Below are 16,277 nucleotides of genomic sequence, written 5' to 3' on the forward strand. Positions count from 1 at the left end.
CGACTGGCCAGCTTTATTTTTTTGAAGTCCTGAGGGTTGCTGATTTTTTTGAACTGCAGGACTCCTCGGTCTGTGGCACAGGCCTGGAGCCCTGCCTGTTGCAGGGCGGCACAAGATTGTCACCGCGTGACTGGTGATGGTGCTTGAACAGCCGCTTCACTGAGGAGGCAGATTCAACGGCCGCAGGGGTCGTGCAGAGCCCCATCGTCGTGCACACCCCTGGAGGGCCTCTCGAGAACCGCCAGGAACGCTGGTCCTACTGAGGTCGGCATGTTGCAGCCATTCGTTCAGTCCGCTTGCGTGGTTGCAGCACCTACAGTATGAAAGTTAACTAGTGCAAAATTGTGTCCGGAGGATCCTAGGGCAGAGGCGCTGAGCACAGGGGGATCAAAAGATGTGGACGGTGGGCAAATGAAGGAACGCACCGAAGTCGCGGCTGCTCTCGAGGTGTGGCGCGAAGGGCTGGTGAACCTTTCAGGCGTCAATCGACTCATCAAGTTCAAGGCCAGCAAGTCCGGAACCGTGGCCATCAACCGCCCGGATCCTCAGGAAATCCTCTCCGGCTTGTCGACGGGCACGGAGTGGAAGTTCCTGGGCGCCCCGGACCGGCGGGCCCAGGACGGCGACGACCCGTCCGAGGAGGATGACGAATCGAGCACCGATCCGGTGGTCGATTCAGACATCAACGGCGCAGTGCTCCACAGCCCCCGCCCCGAGGCAGAGCTGGGGGCCGCGCTTCGGAGCCTCATGCGGAAGGCCAATGCCGAATATCTTGACCGAGGCCTGACCGTCCTGTACGTGGCGCTGGGCATGCTGAACTGGGAGGACGTCGACGGGACGTCGATGTCGAGCCCGCTGCTGCTCGTCCCCGTCGAGCTCCACCCGTCGGGGCCCAAGGGCACGCCCACGCTCACCATGGGCGAGGACGACGTGGTTCTCAACCCGGCCCTGACGCTCAGAATGCGTGAGCTCGGCGTCACACTGCCGGACGTGGATACGACCGGGGTGTCCAGCGTCGACGACCTTCTCGAGAGCGTCAGGAGATCGGTGCGCCAGCACGCCCACTGGGGCGTGGAGCCGACCGTGCTCCTGTCCACGTTCTCCTTCCACAAGGAGGCGATGTACCGCGACCTGCTGGACAACGAGGAGCTGGTCCTTGCCCACCCCGTGGTGCAGGCGCTGGGCACGCGGGACCCGGCGTCGCAGAGCCCGGAGTTCATCTTCGACCCCATCCCGGCGTCCGACATCGACCACCAGGCGCCCCCGGAGGACATGCCCCTCGTCCTGGACGCAGACTCGTCCCAGAGGGCGTCGGTCGCCGCAGCGGTGGCAGGCAAGAGCTTCGTGATGGACGGCCCGCCGGGCACGGGCAAGTCCCAGACCATCGCGAACATGATCGGTGCTCTCCTGCACGCCGGCAAGAGCGTGCTGTTCGTCTCTGAGAAGGCCGCTGCACTGGAGGTGGTGCGCAACCGCTTGGCCGATGCCGGCCTGGAGAACTACCTGCTGGAGCTGCACAGCCACAAGGCAAGCCGCAAAGAAGTGGCGTTGAGTCTCGCCAAGGCCCTCGACACCGTGCCCGTCCCGCCCCGGGGCATGGACAGTCTCTCGCGCACGAGCGTGACGGAGCAGCGACAACGCCTCAATGCGTACGCAGAGGCGATGAACGAGGTGCGTTCGCCGCTGGGCATGTCGCTGCACCAGGTCATCGGACTTCTGAGCCACCTGGTCCACGCGCCCGCCGCGCCGATGCCCGAGCTGCCGCCGGCAGACCTGAGCCAGGCCGACTACCAGTCGTTCAAGCAGACCGTCCAGCGGCTCCAGCGCGCGTGGGGACCCGCGGAGCAGGGAAGCACGTACCTGTGGCGCGAGGTCCTGGACCCGTCGTCCCTCGAGATACGCCTCTACCAGGCCAATTCCACACTGGAAGAACTGGAAGGCGTGACGACGACGCACGCAGCACTGGCCGCGTCGTTCGGACTGGCGCGCCCCAGCGAGGCGAGCACGCTCGTGACCCTCCTCGAAGAACAGCACGTGCGCCGGCCGCCCGAGGTGCTGGACGCATGGCTGACCACAGCGGACTGGGACGAGCTGACCGGCGGCCGCGAGAAACTGGGGGCCGGCATCGGCGCGGTCGCGGCCGCCGAGAAGGCGTTCCTGGACGGCGCCGGCGTTCCGTGGACCGCCATGCCGGCCCCCGAGGACGTGCCGGGTGCGCCGTCACCCATCGCCTCGGACCCCGCACCCCTCGTCCTGGGAGGTCTGACGGCCGCGTCAGCACAGCAACTCGCCGCCGAGTTCGAGGCGGCGTCACGCCGCCTGGAGGAACGCCTCGACCAGCTGCGGGGGTTTGCCCAGCGTCTCGGCGTGCCGCCGGTGGAGACGTACGAGGACGCGGACAGGCTCCTGGGGCTCGTCGCCCTCGGCTTCGAAACGCCGCGCCCTCATCAGGACTGGCTGACGCGTGAGGGACACGCTGCGGCCGCAGAGGCGCTTGCCGCTCTCGAGAAGTGCATTGTCCGCTTCCACGCCATCCAGACGAAGGCCCGTCAGTACTTCACCGACGAGGCGCTCAACGCGCCCGTGGCCGAGCTCCACGATCGTTTCGTCAACGTTCACAAGGGTCTGAAAAAGCTGTCGGGTTCATATCGGGCGGACAAGCGAGCCGTGACCGCCCTCCTGAACGACTCAACGAACGTCGACTCGGGCATTGATCACCTGCACCTTGCCATTGAGTGGGGAGAGGCGGCGGACGAGTACGAAACTGCAGTCAAGCAGCACTCCGAGGTGCTGGGGCCGTACTGGCGTGGAGCGGAGACGGACTTCGTCGACGTTGCCCAGGGGCTGCAGACGGCACAGTCGGCCATGCGTCTCGTGCGAGAGGGCGACATGCCGTCCGCACTGGTGCGCTACTTGGCCGTCGACGAGCCTCCCGCTGCGTATCGCGCCCTGGTCCAGGAGATCACCGAGGACCTCGAGCACTGGAAGCGGTCCCTGCGTCCGGCCCCTGCCTTGGCGGGAAGAACCGACCTGCTCCTGACCCCCATCAGCTCGTCGACAGCGTGGCTGGACCTGCACGTCGAGCCGTTGAAGCAGACGGTGGCTCGAGTGGCCACGATCGACGCAGCGGTCGGACGAGCCGTCACCCTCGATGAGGCAGAGCGGCTCCTGACGCTCCACTCCTCCACCGTGAAGGTGCGGGACGGCTTCGACCGGGATGCGGACGCCTTCGCGGAGATGTTCGGCGGCCACTACAGGGGTGTCGACACGGACCTGGCGGCGCTCGACGACTCGTTGGCATGGGCGGCGCGCATGCGCTCGCTCGCGGGTGGACCTCTCACCGCGAGCCAGGTGGAGGCACTGGCCACCTCGTCGTGGACCGACAATCTCGCGCCGGCGCTCGAGAAGTGGACTGAAGCACGAGGGCGCATCGTGCAGGCGTTCGCAGAGGAGCGACGTGCTGAACTGCTGAGCGAGCTGGACGAGTATCGCAATGCGGCGGAGTTCATCCGCGAGCTGCAGGACGACAGTGCCGGGCAGGATGAATGGTTCACGCACGTGAAATCCCGGGAACAGCTCGCCGCGCTCGGGCTCGATGCCGCGGTCGAGTTCTGCGTCAAAGAGGCGATCCCGTCCGAGGCCGTCGCCGATGTGGTCGAACGGGCGCTGCTGAGGTCGTGGGTCGACCACGTCTTCCAGAGCGACGACAGGCTCGAGCCGTTCGGGGCGGACGACCGGGATGAGCTCGTCGCCCGGTACCAGGACCTCGACAAGGAGCTGATCCTCAACGCAGCCAGCGACATCGTGCGCGCGGTCAATGCGCGACGGCCGTCGATGACCGCCGTCGGCGAGCCCGGCGTCATCAGGCGAGAGGGAATGAAAAAATCCCGTCACCTCTCGGTCCGTGAGCTGATCGCACGAACGCGCAACACCGCGTTGGCCGTGAAACCGTGCTTCATGATGTCCCCGCTGGCGGTGAGCCAGTATCTGCCTCCGGACATGAACTTCGACGTCGTGATCTTCGACGAGGCGTCTCAGGTCACCCCCGGGGACTCCATCAACTGCATCTACCGTGGCAAGGCGCTCATCCTGGCCGGCGACGACAAGCAGCTGCCCCCGACGTCGTTCTTCGAGCGCGTCGGGGACGACGAAGGGGACGGGGAGACCGACGTCTCCGATTTTCAGTCCGTGCTGGAGCTGGCCAAGGGCTGCGGTGCCTTCAACAACCTCGGTCTCAAGTGGCACTACCGCAGCCGCCACGAGGACTTGATCGCGTTCTCCAACCAGAAGTTCTACGACGGCAAGCTGGTCACCTACCCGAGCGCCCAGTCCGACGGCTCGGAGGTCGGCGTCGAGTTCTTCCACGCGGAAGGCGTCTACCGGCGTGGTGGGGGAGCGGACAATCCGCTCGAAGCGGCGATGGTCGCGGACCGGGTGATCGATCACTTCACCAACCGGCCGCACCTCACCCTCGGCGTCGTCACCTTCTCGACGGCTCAGGCGGAGGCGATCTACGACGCTCTCGACAAGGCACGGGAAACGCGACGAGACCTCGATCGGTTCTTCGACAACGATGACCGTCTGCACGCGTTCTTCATCAAGTCGTTGGAATCTGTGCAGGGCGACGAGCGCGACGTCATCATCTTCTCCATCGGGTACGGCCCGGACGAAGCGGGAAAGATCACCACGAATTTCGGCGTGCTGAACAAGCCCAAGGGGTGGCGGCGGCTCAACGTGGCCATCACTCGTGCTCGGCAGCGGGTCGAGGTCGTCGCCTCGCTGAGAGCAGGGAGCATACCGCCGTCCGCGAACGAGAGCGTGGAACATCTGCGCGCGTACCTCGACTATGCCGAACGGGGGCGGAAGTCGCTGGCCGTCGACCTGGGTGCCAGCGGGCTCGGGCCTGAGAGCCCGTTCGAGGAGTCGGTGGTCGGTGCCATCCGCTCCTGGGGCTATGTCCTGGAATGCCAGGTGGGCGCGGCCGGCTACCGCATCGACATCGGAGTCCGGCACCCGGAGCGCCCCGGGATCTTCGCTCTCGGTGTCGAGTGCGACGGATACCAGTACCACTCGGCGCCGGCGGCCCGGGACCGCGATCGTCTGCGTGAGCAGGTCCTCCAGGGGCTCGGCTGGCGGCTGCACCGGATCTGGGGCACCGCCTGGTACCGCGACCGCAAGGGCGAGGAGGAGCGTCTGCGGGCGGCCATCGAGAAGGCTGTCCGCGAGGCCGATGACACCGACGCAGGAGTCGCGCCGACTCGCCTGGAGCGGCCCCAGGTCGAGACCGCACCGGTCGAGCACTCGTCCGTGCCTTCGTGGTCGACCGAGTACGTGCTCGCCGACGTCGGGCAGCGTCCTCGGTGGGCAGACCCGGCAGCGAAGGAGAGCCGGTCCGACCTGGCCTCGGCGGTGCAGAAGATCGCGGAGGCCGAGGGACCGGTCCACATCGACCTCATTCACCACCGTCTCCGCTCCGCGTGGGGCATCGGGCGGATCGGCTACCGGGTCCGTGACAACATCGATGCCGCCATCGAACTGGCGGAGGTGGTGCGTGACGGCGTTTTCGTGGATCTGCCGAACCGACCTGTCGACCGTGTGCGCGTTCCCGCGAACGGAACTGCTCGAAAGGTGGAGCAGATCCACGACGATGAACTCCGTCTCGCGTGCGCGATGATGCTCCGCGATGTCGGCGCTGTTTCACGAGAGGACCTGATCACGGCACTCGCCCGTCTTTTCGGGTGGTCCCGCACGGGCGTCGACATCAGCCGACGGCTTGCCCACGTCGTCGCCGAGCTGGTCCAGGACGGAGAGGTCACTGAAGACGGTGAACACGTGACTCTGCACGAAGATGCGCTGCTCAAACTGTGAGGACGGGAACTGCCGTATCTGATTCGAGGATGCCGCGGAGCTGCCTCCAGGGGATGCCCGCTCCCCGGCCAATGCCAGGTGGCCCCAGCAACCAGGGGCCCGACCAATGGCAGGCAGGGCCATGAGGGCAGCTGAGACGCTACTGGCGGACCTCGATCTCGGGGTGGAGTTCGATGACCCACTCGGCCATCCGGCGGTTCCGCCCTTCGATGAACTCCAGCGTCTTCTCGCGGTACGTCACGTATTCATCTGTTGTGGCCGGTGTTCCGGAACGCTCGAAATCGTCGAACGGCAGATAGAACTCGACCCTGTCGTAGTCGTGCGTCACGAGGTCCTGGAAGTGGAAGAAGTCCACGAACTCCTGGAACCCCTCGAAGAGCGCGAAGAAGTCAGCGTAGGCGTCGGTGACGTCGGCGAGGGGGCTGCCGCGTTCTCCGGTGTAGTGACGCCGGATGCATTCCAGGGTCAGGTCCATCCTGTCACCGACCGACAGCCGTAGACCTCGTGCCCTGTTCATGGTGGTCGGATCCTTCGACCTGACAGGCCAGATCATGGAACTGCCGATGGTGTACGGAGGGTTCAGGTAGCGGGACTTCTGGTCCTCGTCCAACCCGGCGACGGCGTTGACCAGGGCCTTGGGCCTCAACCACGTCGAGTAGGAACTTGTGATGGCGTCGCTGCCGTACCAGTGCCTGGTCCCGGAACCGTCCGTGACGATGAGATAACCGTCCCGACGCCGCGACGGCGGCCTCGGGGCGAAGAGCACGCCGGAGTTCAGTTCCTTCGACCAGAGCAGTTCGTGGTCCAGGCGCAGCCTCGGACTGTCCCTGTCCGGGTCGGGCCTGCTCTTCGCAGGCTTATCCGTCTTGTAGTCGAACGTGGTGTCGAAGACGCGCACGCAAGAAGTGTATGCGAATGTAAATTTCTGAGGTGGGACATCAGCACGTCCATGCCGCGCTGAGTGACCCTTCGTGCTGTCAGGCACCCACAGACGCGGAGCGGGGGTGTGGCAGGGTGGTCGCCCCTGAGCTGGACGCTCAGCACGCCACATCAGGCCACGTCAGCGCGAGCCGGATTCCTCGCCCGCCGACGGCGCCCGCTCCCCGCTGCTCTCGACCCGCTCCGCCGTGCGCCGCCGCCCCAGCGCCCGCCACAGCAGGAACCCGCCGCCGGCGATGAGGGCCAAGGGCCAGAGGTAGGTGAAGACGTTCAGCAGGGCGGTGGCCTCGAGGGCGACCAGCACGGCCAGCACCGCCAGGGCCGCGGCGGGGATCCATGCCCAGCGGCGCCGGCCCGGGCCTCCGGGCAGGACCGCGACGAGCACGAAGGTCACGGCGAGGCCGACGAAGAACAGCGCCCCGGACGCCCGCGCCCCGGCCTCGGAGGCGCCGCCGACGGCGGGCAGCGCGAGGGTCAGCATCACCCCGGCGGGGATGATCGCCCACCACCGCCCGTGGTCGCGCAGATAGACCGCCGCGAACCCGATCCCGAGTGATCCGAGGAACAGCGAGCCGCTCCAGGTCCCGGCACCGGGCAGCCCGGCCTCGTCGGCGAGCGCGGAGAGGCCCAGGCCGAGCAGGGCGCCGCCGGGGATCGCCGCCCACCAGCTGTCACAGTCGGTGGCGAATAGGAACCAGAAGACGGCGGCGGCGGCGAGGAACAGCACGCCCCAGAACAGTCCGGTGGCCACGGCGGCACCCACGGCCTGGAGCAGCAGCAGGGCTCCGGCGGCGAGCAGGAGCGCCCCGAACAGGGCGACGACGGTGCGGCGGGTCCTCATGATCTCTCACCTCTCCCGCTTCCAGCGTAGGCCGCCGCCGGCCCGGCCGGTGCTGTGTTGCCGCCGGTGTCCCCGGCAGGCTCCGAGCAGGTGGACCCTGCGCGCAGCCCGTACCGCGGGAGCGCCGGATGGACGAGGCGAAGCGCCCGCCGGCGCTGCGCGTGCCCGGCGCGCCGGGCGGGGCGGGCGGCTACCGGTCGAGCGCTGCCAGCCGGCCGGCGATCAGGGCGGGGATGTCGTAGTCGGTGTGGGCCCCGGCGGTCGTGATCCGCCGGACCCGGTCGTAGCCGGCCTCCCGGTACTCGGCCTGGGCCTGGGCGGCGGCCTCCCGGACCGACCAGGACCCGGAGTCGGTGGCCCAGGCGCCGTCCTGCTCGCCCACGATCCAGGTCAGCTCGTGGTCGTCGGTGGCGGGGGTGGCCTCGGCGATGGGCTGGCCGTAGGTGCCGCCGCCGCCGATGAAGGCCGCCCCGGAGCCGGCCGGGAGCCAGTCCAGGCCCTCGCGCAGCAGGTGGCGGGAGAGGAACTCCGCGCCGCCGGAGTAGCCGGCCATCAGGACCCCGGCGTCGGTGGTGGGGGTGATGTTGGTGGTGGCGAACTGGCGCACGGCCTCGGCGGTGGCCGCGGTGTTCCCGGCCCGCCAGCTGCGGGAGCCGTTGGGCGCCTCGACGAAGACGAAGGCCCGGTTGGTCGCGGCGGCGGCCTCGGCCATGCGGGTCGCGAAAGGACCCTCGGGCTGCTCGGTGCGGGTCGTGCCGTCGCCGTCGAAGTAGAAGACGGCCCCGGCCGGGCGGTCCCAGTCCACGCCGTCGGCGTAGTAGGAGTAGCTCAGCGCGATCCCGTTGTCCGCGCGGAACACCCGGTCGGTGCCGCTGACGGGGTGCCAGCCGCTCGAGCTCGTGGGCACGGCGTGGGCCGGGGCGGCGCCCAGCAGCAGGACGGCGGCGGCGAGCAGGCCGGCGCCGAGGCGGATCCTCGGCGCGCGGGCGCGGCGGGCAGGGGCGGACGTGGGCTGGGGGGACGCCATGGTGCTCTCTCTTCGGTCTCGCGCGGGAGCGCTGGGGGCGGGGACTCACCCGAAGCGCACGGGCGAGGAGCACCCGGGACTGTGAAGGGGGGTGTCCCGGGAGCCCGGGACAGCCTAGGGGGAAGAGTCGTCGCGATGGCGAACGTCGTGCCTGGTCGGAGGCGTGTCGCGGGCCGGACCCCGGTGGTGGGCCACCGCCCGCCTCGTAGGCTGGACGCGCAGCGACGACCGGCAGGAGGCGGAGATGGACGGGACCACGGTGGAGGAGGTGCTGGCCGAGCTGGCCGCCCTCGAGGACCCCAGGGTGCGTGCGGTCAACGAGCGCCACGGCGACGACCACGGGGTCAACCTCGGCGCGCTCCGTGCCCTCGCCAAGCGGCTGGGCACCCAGCAGGACCTCGCCCGCGAGCTGTGGGCGAGCGGGGGCACTGCCGCGAAGCTGCTGGCGCTGCTGATCTGCCGCCCCAGGGCCTTCGGGCCCGACGAGCTGGACGCGATGCTGCGCCAGTCCCGCACCCCGAAGGTCCAGGACTGGCTCGTGGCCTACGTGGTGAAGAAGTCCCCGCACGCCGAGGACCTGCGCCTGGTCTGGCTGGCCGACGCCGACCCGGTCGTCGCGAGCGCGGGGTGGGCGCTGACCGCCGACCGCGTCGTGAAGCGGCCCGAGGGCCTCGACCTGGACGGGCTGCTGGACGTGATCGAGAAGCGGATGCGGGACGCCCCGGAGCGGCTGCAGTGGGCGATGAACACCTGCCTGGCCCAGATCGGGATCGAGCACCCCGGCCACCGCGCCCGCGCCCTGGCCATCGGCGAGCGCCTGGGCGTGCTCGAGGACTACCCGACGCCGCCGAACTGCACCTCGCCCTACGCACCGGTGTGGATCGCCGAGATGGTGCGCCGCCGCGAGGCCTCGTAGCCCGGGCCGCGCCCGGGGGACGGGACCGTGCGCCCGCCCGGAGCTCCCGGGGCGACCGGCGCGTGCGAAGCGCGCCGGAGGACCGGAGCGCCGCGGGGTGCCTGGGGGAGGGTGCCCGGAGCGCACGACGACGACGGCGGGGCGCGGCACCTGCCTCCGGTGGGGCTAGCGTGAGGTGGGCGCGGTCATCCCGCGCCCGACCGTCCCGCCGTGAAAGGCCCGCATGTTCCTCCGCTCCGGTGCCGCGCCCCGCCGTCGTCCCCTGCTGCCCGCGCGGGCGGCGTTCTGGGTGCAGGCCTCCGTGCTGCTGGTCATCATGGCCGCCTCGAGCGCGCCCAGCCCGCTGTACCCGCTCTACCAGGACCAGTGGGGCTTCCCGCCGGTCGTGCTGACGGTCATCTTCGCCGCCTACGTCGTGGCCCTGCTCGCCGCCCTGCTCACGGTCGGGGCGCTGTCCGACCACCTGGGGCGCCGCCCGGTGCTGCTGGCCGCCCTCGTCCTGGAGATCGCCGCGATGGCCGTGTTCGTCGCCGCGGACAGTGCCGGGACCCTGATCGCCGCCCGCCTGGTGCAGGGCCTGGCCACCGGCACCGCGACCGGGGCGCTGGGCGCCTACGTCATCGAGCTCGAGCCGCGGGAGCGCCGGGGGCTGGGCACGGTGCTCACCGGCGCCGGGCCCGTGCTGGGCCTGGCCGCCGGGGCCGTGGTCTCGAGCCTGATCGTCGCGGCGGCCCCGGCGATGATCGACCTCGTCTTCCTCGTGCTGCTGGGCCTGCTCGTGCTGCAGGCCGTGGGCACCGCGCTCGGCCCCGAGACGGTGGCCCGGGCGCCCGGGGCGCTGGCCTCGCTGGTCCCGCGCGTGTCCTTCCCGCCGCAGGTGCGCCCCTCGGCGCTGTGGGTGCTGCCCGCCGCGACCGCCTGCTGGGCTCTGGGCGGGCTGATCATCTCCCTGGGCCCCAACCTCGTGCGCACCCTGACCGGGGCGGAATCCGTGGTCCTCACCGGCGTGGTCGTCGCGGCCCTGACCGGCACCGGCGGGATCGCCATCCTCTTCCTGGGTGCGACGGCCCCGCGGCGGGTGCTGGCCCTGGGCATGGGCCTGCTCGCGGCCGGGATGGCCGCCACGATCGGGGCGCTCGCGGCCGGGTCGGTGGCGCTCTACCTCGCGGCCACGGTCGTGGCCGGCGTCGGCTTCGGCGCCGGCTTCCTCGGGGTGCTGCGCACGCTGCTGCCCCAGGCGGCCCCGCACGAGCGCGCCGGGCTGCTCTCGGCGATCTACGTGGTCAGCTACCTCTCCCACAGCATCCCGGCCGTGGCCGCCGGCGCGGTGGCGGGAACGGCCGGGCTGGTGCCCACGGCGATCGGCTACGCCGGGGCGGTGCTGCTCCTGGCCGTTCTCGTGCTCGCCGGGCTGCGCCGGAACCGGCCCGCGCCCGAGCAGGGCGGCACCTCCGGCGCCTGAGCCCTGGGCCGTCCGCGAGCTGCCCGGGACGGTGGGGGTGCGGACGTCCGCACCATCCTGCAGGCTCCCGCAGGGCCCCCAGGGCCCCCAGGCCCACCACCCCGGACCGGCCCGGCCGGTCCGCACCTCCCGGGCCCGCGGCGCCGTCCTCGTTACGATGCCCGGAACACGGCGCGCCGCGGCGCGGTGCTGCCGCACGCCGACACGACACGAGAGGACACCCCCATGACGTCTCCGACGCCGGCCCCCGTGGTGCTGGGCCGCATCGACGAGTCCTTCCACCAGGTCGCCGCGGCCGTGGTCGAGGAGGTGCTCCTGCGCCTGGGCCACGAGGTCGAGGTGCGCGAGGGCCCGCACCCGCAGATGTACCCGCAGCTGGCCGAGGGGGAGCTGGAGCTCTTCGCGGACAGCTGGCTGCCCGGCGGCCACGGGACCTACTGGGCGGAGGTCGGCGACCGGGTCCTGGAGGTCACCCCGCTGTTCGAGGGCGCCCGGTTCTACTGGGCCGTGCCCGGCTACGTCCCCGCCGACCTCGTCTCCTCGCTGGGCGACCTCGCCCGTCCCGAGGTCACGGCCCGGATGACCACGCTGGAGGTCCAGGGCACGACGCCGGGGGCGGGGCTGACCATGCGCTCCCAGCAGCTGGTGACCGACTACGGGCTGGACGCGGCCGGGTGGACCCACCGGATCGGGGACCTGCAGGCGATCCTCGACACGGTCGAGCGGCGGATCGCCGCCGGCGACTGGTTCGTCACGCCCCTGTGGCAGCCGCAGTACCTCAACGACGTGCACGAGCTGCGGCCCCTGGCCGACCCGCTCGGGGTCTTCCCGCTCCCGGACCGGGCCTCGCTCGTGGCCCACCGCGGCGCCTGGGACCGGCTGCCGCAGCGCACCCGGGAGGTGCTCGGGCGGATCCACTACCCGATCGAGGCCGTCAATGCGATGGACCGCGCGGTCAACCTCGACGGCCTCGACCCGCTCACCGCCGCGCGGCAGTGGATGGCCGGGCACGAGGACGCCGTGGCCGCCTGGCTCGCCTGAGCGTCCCCGTGCCGGGGGCCGCGGGGCACGTCCTCGGGCGGGCCGGGCGCGGTGCTGCGCTCAGGAGCGGCGCCGGTGGTGGAGGATCAGCAGCCGCGCGTAGCCGTCCGTGAGCCGGTCGACGAGCCCGGCCCGCGTGCACACGTCCTCGGCGATCCGGCGCACCACGTGCAGGGAGGTCCCGTCGAACTGCACGCTCGGGGGCAGCTCCAGCGGGCCGCCGAGCGGCTCCACCCGCAGCCGCCACGCGTCCAGGTCCGACGGCGGGGTGGGGTTCCCGGCCGGGGAGCGCGTCCACAGCCGCCCGTCCGTGCCGACGACGACGCCGCGCACCACATGCCACCCCCGGCCCTCGACGACCCCGGACAGGGCCCGGCCGATCAGGGGCCAGGACCGGGCGCCGTGGGGGACGTGGACGAGCTTCGCGGGCGTGAGCCCCTCCGAGCGCAGCAGCTCGCTCGCCTCGACCCCGACCGCGCGCACCTCCGCCAGGGCGCGCTCCAAGCGCTCCTCGTAGGCCGCCCGCTCGCGCGGCTCCCGGCGGCTGGGCCGGTGGGGGTGGGCCGCCGTGGTGGCGACCCGGCAGCGTCGTTCGTCCTCGATGCTCATGCCCGTCCTCGTCTCGACGGGCACGAGTCTATGTGCCTCAGCTCACGCGGAGAGCCGACCCGGCCGGGCTCCGGCGCTCCTGCTGGACCGGGACGGGCTCGGCGGTGAAGGTCTCCCACAGCCACCGGGCGATCCGGGCGGTCTCGGCGCGCAGCTCCCCGGTGCTCATCGGCCCGAAGGTGGTGGCGGTGTCCGAACCGGCCACCGCCGCGGCGGCGGCGGTGTTGGCCCGGGCGTAGAAGGCCTGCGCGTCCGCCAGGAACTCCGCCCACTCCCGGGCGCGGCCGAGCGCGGGGCACAGGCCGGGCCACAGGGCGGAGGCCTTGAACGCCTCCCGCGGGATCCGGTCCAGCACCGCCCGCCGCGGGTCGCGCCCGGTCTCGGCCGCCCGGGCGGCCTCCCGGCTGACGAACCCGGCGACCGTTCCCGCGCAGCGGTCCCCGGCCGCGCCGTCCATCCCGTGCCGGTAGAGCACCGCCCGCACCTGCCAGTGCACCCAGGCGCCGGCGGCGCGGTGGCCGGTGACCTCCGCCCAGGTCTCCACCGCGGCGTCGGTGGCCAGGCTGAAGGCCCGGCGCAGCCCGGCACCGACCGGTGTGGGGGGCGGTCCCGCCCCGAGCGGGTCGTGGGTCAGGAGAGCAGGGTCGTGCAGGGAAGTGTCCATGGTCGGCGTTCCGATCCTCGCAGGGCGGGCACCCGGTCGCCGACCCCCTCGTTTGCGTCGGCGAACTCCTGGGCGCTGAAGCTCCAGTATGGCCAGGATGCCCTCCGGCAACCAGTTCCCAGTCCGGCCCACAGCCTGTGGCGAAACGGCAGGATATTGCCGATCATGTCCCGACAAAGGCACAATGAGGGTGGATCGAGCGATACCGGCAGGATGCTGCCGGTGCAGGAGGGTCATGAGCGATGTCGAGGATGTGGGCAGCACCATCCGCGCTGCCCGTCGGCAGGCCCGGCTGACCCAGAAGGACCTGGCGGACCTGGCCGGCATCTCCGAACGGACGGTGCGGGCGATCGAGACCGGCACCGGCAACCCCGCGCTGGCCGCCGTGGCGGCCGCAGCCGGCGTGCTCGGGCTGCGCCTGGTGGCCGAGCAGTGACGGACCTGCACCGGCTGCGGTTCGTGGCCGTGGCCGACGTCTACAAGGCCGGACGTCTGGCCGGTCGCCTCGAGCGCACCGGCGACGCGGGCACCGCATTCCGCTACGACCCGGCCTACCTGGAGGTCGGCCATCCACCGGTGGCCGTCACGCTGCCCCTGACCGGCGACCCCGTCGCCGCTCCCTCGGGCGGGGTGCCACCGTTCTTCGCCGGGCTGCTGCCCGAAGGACACCGACTGACCGTTCTGAAGGACGCAGTCAAGACGAGTCTGGACGACGAGCTCTCGCTGCTGCTGGCCGTCGGTGCTGATGCCCCCGGAGACGTCCAGATCGTGCCCTCCGGAGAGCCGCCGATCGAGCCGGAACCCCTGGCCGGCTTCACGAAGCCCCAGGAGCTGGACTTCACCGTCCTGGCCGCAGCAGTCGACCTGCACGCCCTGCCGGGAGTGCAGGACAAGGCCAGCGCCTCCATGCTCACCGCACCTTTGGCCACCCGTGGCAGCCGGCTGATCCTGAAGCTGGACCCGCCCCGGCACCCGCATCTGGTCGAGAACGAGGCCCTCCACCTGGCTGCGGCCAGGCGGTTACGCATACCGGTGGCCGAGGGAGCCGTGGTCGTCGACCGCCACGGGAGGCCGGGGTTGCTCGTGGAGCGATTCGACCGGGTCCACGACGGGGACGCGTGGGTTCGGCTGCCCCTGGAGGACGCGGCCCAGGTCATGGGGCTGGCCCCGGCCGCCAAGTACACGGTGAACTCCGAGGAAGTGGTTCGAGCGCTGAGTGCCGTGTGCAAGGCTCCGGTGGTCGCGGCACGGAACCTCTATCTGCAGTTCGTCTTCGCCTGGCTGACAGGCAACGGCGACCTGCACGCCAAGAACGTCTCCGTCCTGGGCGGCCCACGACGTGGATTCGCGGTCGCGCCCGTCTACGACGTGCCCTGCACGCTGTTGTACGACGACGACAGCCAGGCACTGCCGGTGGACGGCAGGGTGAAGAATCTCCGGCCCAGGCACTGGGCCGCCTTCGCCGACGCGATCGGGCTGCCGGAACGCGCCGCTCAGGCCGCCAACACCCTGGCTCTGCGGGCTGCGGCGGCCGTGGACCTGCGGGCGCTGCCGTTCGAGGGTTCCCCGCTGAACCGTGCGGAGCGGGAGCTGCGCTACCGCCGCGCCCAGCTGGAGACGTGACGACGGCACACCGGTCTCATCCGGACATGGGGTCAACGCCTGGACGGCGCCGGCGAGGCGCGGAAGGCCGGGACGGCCCCGGCCGCCCCGGTCGCACGGGCCGGCGTGCCGTGAGCAGCGGCCGACGAGTCGTTCACGAGCCCGCGGCGGCGATCTCCCGCGCCACCCGCCGGGCGATCTTCCCGACGTAGCCGGTCAGGCCCGGGCGGTGGACGTAGCCGACGAACCGCAGGCCCGGGACGAGCTCGCGACCGGCGCCGTCGCGCGGCATCCCGTGCTCGTCCAGCACGCCGAGCCCGCCGACGAGCTCCTCCAGGCCGGTCCGGTACCCGGTGGCGGCGATGACGGCGTCGGCGGGCTCGCGCCGGCCGCCGGCCAGGACCACGTCGGCGCCGTCGAGCCCCACCACGGCGGGGACGCACTCGATCGCCCCGGCCCGGATCTCGTCGAGGACCACCTGGTCGACGATCGCGGGGGTGACCCCGCGGGCCCTGATCGCGGCCATCGCCCCCTCCGTGGGGCGGGGCAGGCCGTAGGCGCTGAGGTCCCCCACCGTCCGGCGCTGGAGGGCGAACAGCAGCCGGTCCACGAGCGGGTCCGGCAGGCGCAGCAGCAGCGGGACGGGCAGGTCGCCGGGCACGCCGTGCAGCTCGCGCAGCAGGATGTTGGGCGGGGTGCGCACGGCCAGCAGCACCCGCGCGGCACCGCCGGTGACGAGCTGGTGGGCGATCTCCATCCCGCTGGTGCCGGCGCCGGCGACGACCACGGTCCGGCCGGCGACGACCACGGTCCGGCCGGCGAAGGGTGCGGGGCTGCGGTAGGCCGAGGAGTGCAGGACCTCGCCGCGGAACGTGCTGCCGACCGCCCAGGACGGCAGCTTCGGCCGGTTGAGGGCCCCGGTGGCGACCACCACGTGCCGGGCGTGCCGGTCGCCCGCCGAGGTGCTGACGCACCACCCGTCGTCGTCGGGGCGCACCCGGGTGACCTCGACGCCGGTCTCGACCGGCACGCCGTGGTCGGCGGCGTAGCGCTGCAGGTAGGCGACGTACTGGTCGCGGGTGGGGAACTGGCCGTACTCGCGCGGGAAGGGCGCGCCGGGCAGCGCGGAGCGGCGGCGGGAGGTGTTGAACCGCAGCGCGTCGTAGCGGCCCGTCCACGCGGCACCGGGCCGGTCGCCGCGCTCGAGCACGGTGACCGGCACGGCACGGGCCAGCAGCTCCGCGGCGGTGGCCAGGCCCGCGGGGCCGGCGCCGAGGACGAGGACGAGAGGATCAGTGCCCACGGGGG

General features: G+C 71.6%; 12 protein-coding genes. 6 read left to right on the forward strand and 6 right to left on the reverse strand.

Translation table 11 applies throughout. The features are described 5' to 3' along the window. The first annotated feature begins 411 nt into the window (after positions 1-411). A complete protein-coding gene (locus LQU92_RS04850) occupies positions 412-5,868 on the forward strand; it encodes a DUF3320 domain-containing protein (RefSeq protein ID WP_305067853.1) in 5,457 nt (1,818 codons plus the stop codon). A gap of 139 nt (positions 5,869-6,007) precedes the next feature. Here LQU92_RS04850 and LQU92_RS04855 read toward each other — a convergent pair whose 3' ends face one another. The 3 genes from LQU92_RS04855 to LQU92_RS04865 form a co-directional block, all read right to left on the reverse strand. Beyond that, entirely contained in the window at positions 6,008-6,766 is a 759-nt protein-coding gene (locus tag LQU92_RS04855; protein WP_230777935.1) for a hypothetical protein, read from the reverse strand. Positions 6,767-6,928: 162 nt separating this feature from the next. Continuing rightward, complete coding sequence (locus LQU92_RS04860) at positions 6,929-7,648, reverse strand: hypothetical protein (RefSeq protein ID WP_230777939.1); 720 nt, start codon at positions 7,646-7,648, stop codon at positions 6,929-6,931. Positions 7,649-7,838: 190 nt separating this feature from the next. Further along, positions 7,839-8,675, reverse strand: coding sequence for a hypothetical protein (locus tag LQU92_RS04865; RefSeq protein ID WP_230777943.1), 837 nt, complete (start codon positions 8,673-8,675; stop codon positions 7,839-7,841). Between the two features lie 244 nt (positions 8,676-8,919). On the opposite strand from LQU92_RS04865, the gene LQU92_RS04870 reads away from it, so the two are divergent. The 3 genes from LQU92_RS04870 (at position 8,920) to LQU92_RS04880 (ending at position 12,094) form a co-directional block, all read left to right on the forward strand. Beyond that, on the forward strand, positions 8,920-9,591 hold the full coding sequence (locus LQU92_RS04870; RefSeq protein ID WP_230777958.1) for a DNA alkylation repair protein: 672 nt from the start codon (positions 8,920-8,922) through the stop codon (positions 9,589-9,591). 223 nt (positions 9,592-9,814) lie between these two features. Beyond that, positions 9,815-11,053 carry an MFS transporter gene (locus LQU92_RS04875; protein WP_230777969.1) on the forward strand — a complete coding sequence of 413 codons (1,239 nt, stop codon included), beginning with the start codon at positions 9,815-9,817 and terminating at the stop codon, positions 11,051-11,053. A gap of 225 nt (positions 11,054-11,278) precedes the next feature. Then, positions 11,279-12,094 (forward strand): glycine betaine ABC transporter substrate-binding protein, encoded by an 816-nt coding sequence (locus tag LQU92_RS04880; protein WP_230777972.1) that lies wholly within the window; start codon positions 11,279-11,281, stop codon positions 12,092-12,094. Between the two features lie 60 nt (positions 12,095-12,154). Here LQU92_RS04880 and LQU92_RS04885 read toward each other — a convergent pair whose 3' ends face one another. Both LQU92_RS04885 and LQU92_RS04890 read right to left on the reverse strand, forming a co-directional pair. Next, positions 12,155-12,703, reverse strand: a complete 549-nt coding sequence (locus tag LQU92_RS04885) for a hypothetical protein (RefSeq protein WP_230777975.1) — start codon at positions 12,701-12,703, stop codon at positions 12,155-12,157. Between the two features lie 37 nt (positions 12,704-12,740). After that, entirely contained in the window at positions 12,741-13,367 is a 627-nt protein-coding gene (locus tag LQU92_RS04890) for a hypothetical protein (protein WP_230777978.1), read from the reverse strand. A 235-nt stretch (positions 13,368-13,602) separates the two neighbouring features. Between LQU92_RS04890 and LQU92_RS04895 the strand changes: the two genes are divergently transcribed. Together LQU92_RS04895 and LQU92_RS04900 are read left to right on the forward strand one after the other, a co-directional pair. Then, on the forward strand, positions 13,603-13,803 hold the full coding sequence (locus LQU92_RS04895) for a helix-turn-helix transcriptional regulator (protein ID WP_112254549.1): 201 nt from the start codon (positions 13,603-13,605) through the stop codon (positions 13,801-13,803). After that, the gene (locus LQU92_RS04900; protein WP_230777981.1) at positions 13,800-14,990 is read left to right on the forward strand and encodes a type II toxin-antitoxin system HipA family toxin; all 1,191 of its coding nucleotides are present in this window, start codon (positions 13,800-13,802) and stop codon (positions 14,988-14,990) included. The genes LQU92_RS04895 and LQU92_RS04900 overlap by 4 nt, the downstream gene beginning before the upstream one ends. A 133-nt stretch (positions 14,991-15,123) precedes the next feature. Here the strand turns inward: LQU92_RS04900 and LQU92_RS04905 are convergent, their stop codons facing one another. Beyond that, positions 15,124-16,272 carry an NAD(P)/FAD-dependent oxidoreductase gene (locus LQU92_RS04905; protein WP_230777997.1) on the reverse strand — a complete coding sequence of 383 codons (1,149 nt, stop codon included), beginning with the start codon at positions 16,270-16,272 and terminating at the stop codon, positions 15,124-15,126. Positions 16,273-16,277 lie beyond the last annotated feature (5 nt).

It is taken from the genome of Kocuria sp. LUK, from assembly GCF_021012935.1.
GTDB lineage: Bacteria > Actinomycetota > Actinomycetes > Actinomycetales > Micrococcaceae > Kocuria > Kocuria flava.

Excerpts from the sequence above, each read along its gene's own strand:
- LQU92_RS04875 (WP_230777969.1), top strand. The coding sequence starts at position 9,815 with ATGTTCCTCCGCTCCGGTGCCGCGCCCCGCCGTCGTCCCCTGCTGCCC.
- LQU92_RS04880 (WP_230777972.1), top strand. The coding sequence starts at position 11,279 with ATGACGTCTCCGACGCCGGCCCCCGTGGTGCTGGGCCGCATCGACGAG.
- LQU92_RS04870 (WP_230777958.1), top strand. The coding sequence starts at position 8,920 with ATGGACGGGACCACGGTGGAGGAGGTGCTGGCCGAGCTGGCCGCCCTC.
- LQU92_RS04850 (WP_305067853.1), top strand. The coding sequence starts at position 412 with ATGAAGGAACGCACCGAAGTCGCGGCTGCTCTCGAGGTGTGGCGCGAA.
- LQU92_RS04860 (WP_230777939.1), bottom strand. The coding sequence starts at position 7,648 with ATGAGGACCCGCCGCACCGTCGTCGCCCTGTTCGGGGCGCTCCTGCTC.
- LQU92_RS04890 (WP_230777978.1), bottom strand. The coding sequence starts at position 13,367 with ATGGACACTTCCCTGCACGACCCTGCTCTCCTGACCCACGACCCGCTC.
- LQU92_RS04865 (WP_230777943.1), bottom strand. The coding sequence starts at position 8,675 with ATGGCGTCCCCCCAGCCCACGTCCGCCCCTGCCCGCCGCGCCCGCGCG.
- LQU92_RS04895 (WP_112254549.1), top strand. The coding sequence starts at position 13,603 with ATGAGCGATGTCGAGGATGTGGGCAGCACCATCCGCGCTGCCCGTCGG.
- LQU92_RS04885 (WP_230777975.1), bottom strand. The coding sequence starts at position 12,703 with ATGAGCATCGAGGACGAACGACGCTGCCGGGTCGCCACCACGGCGGCC.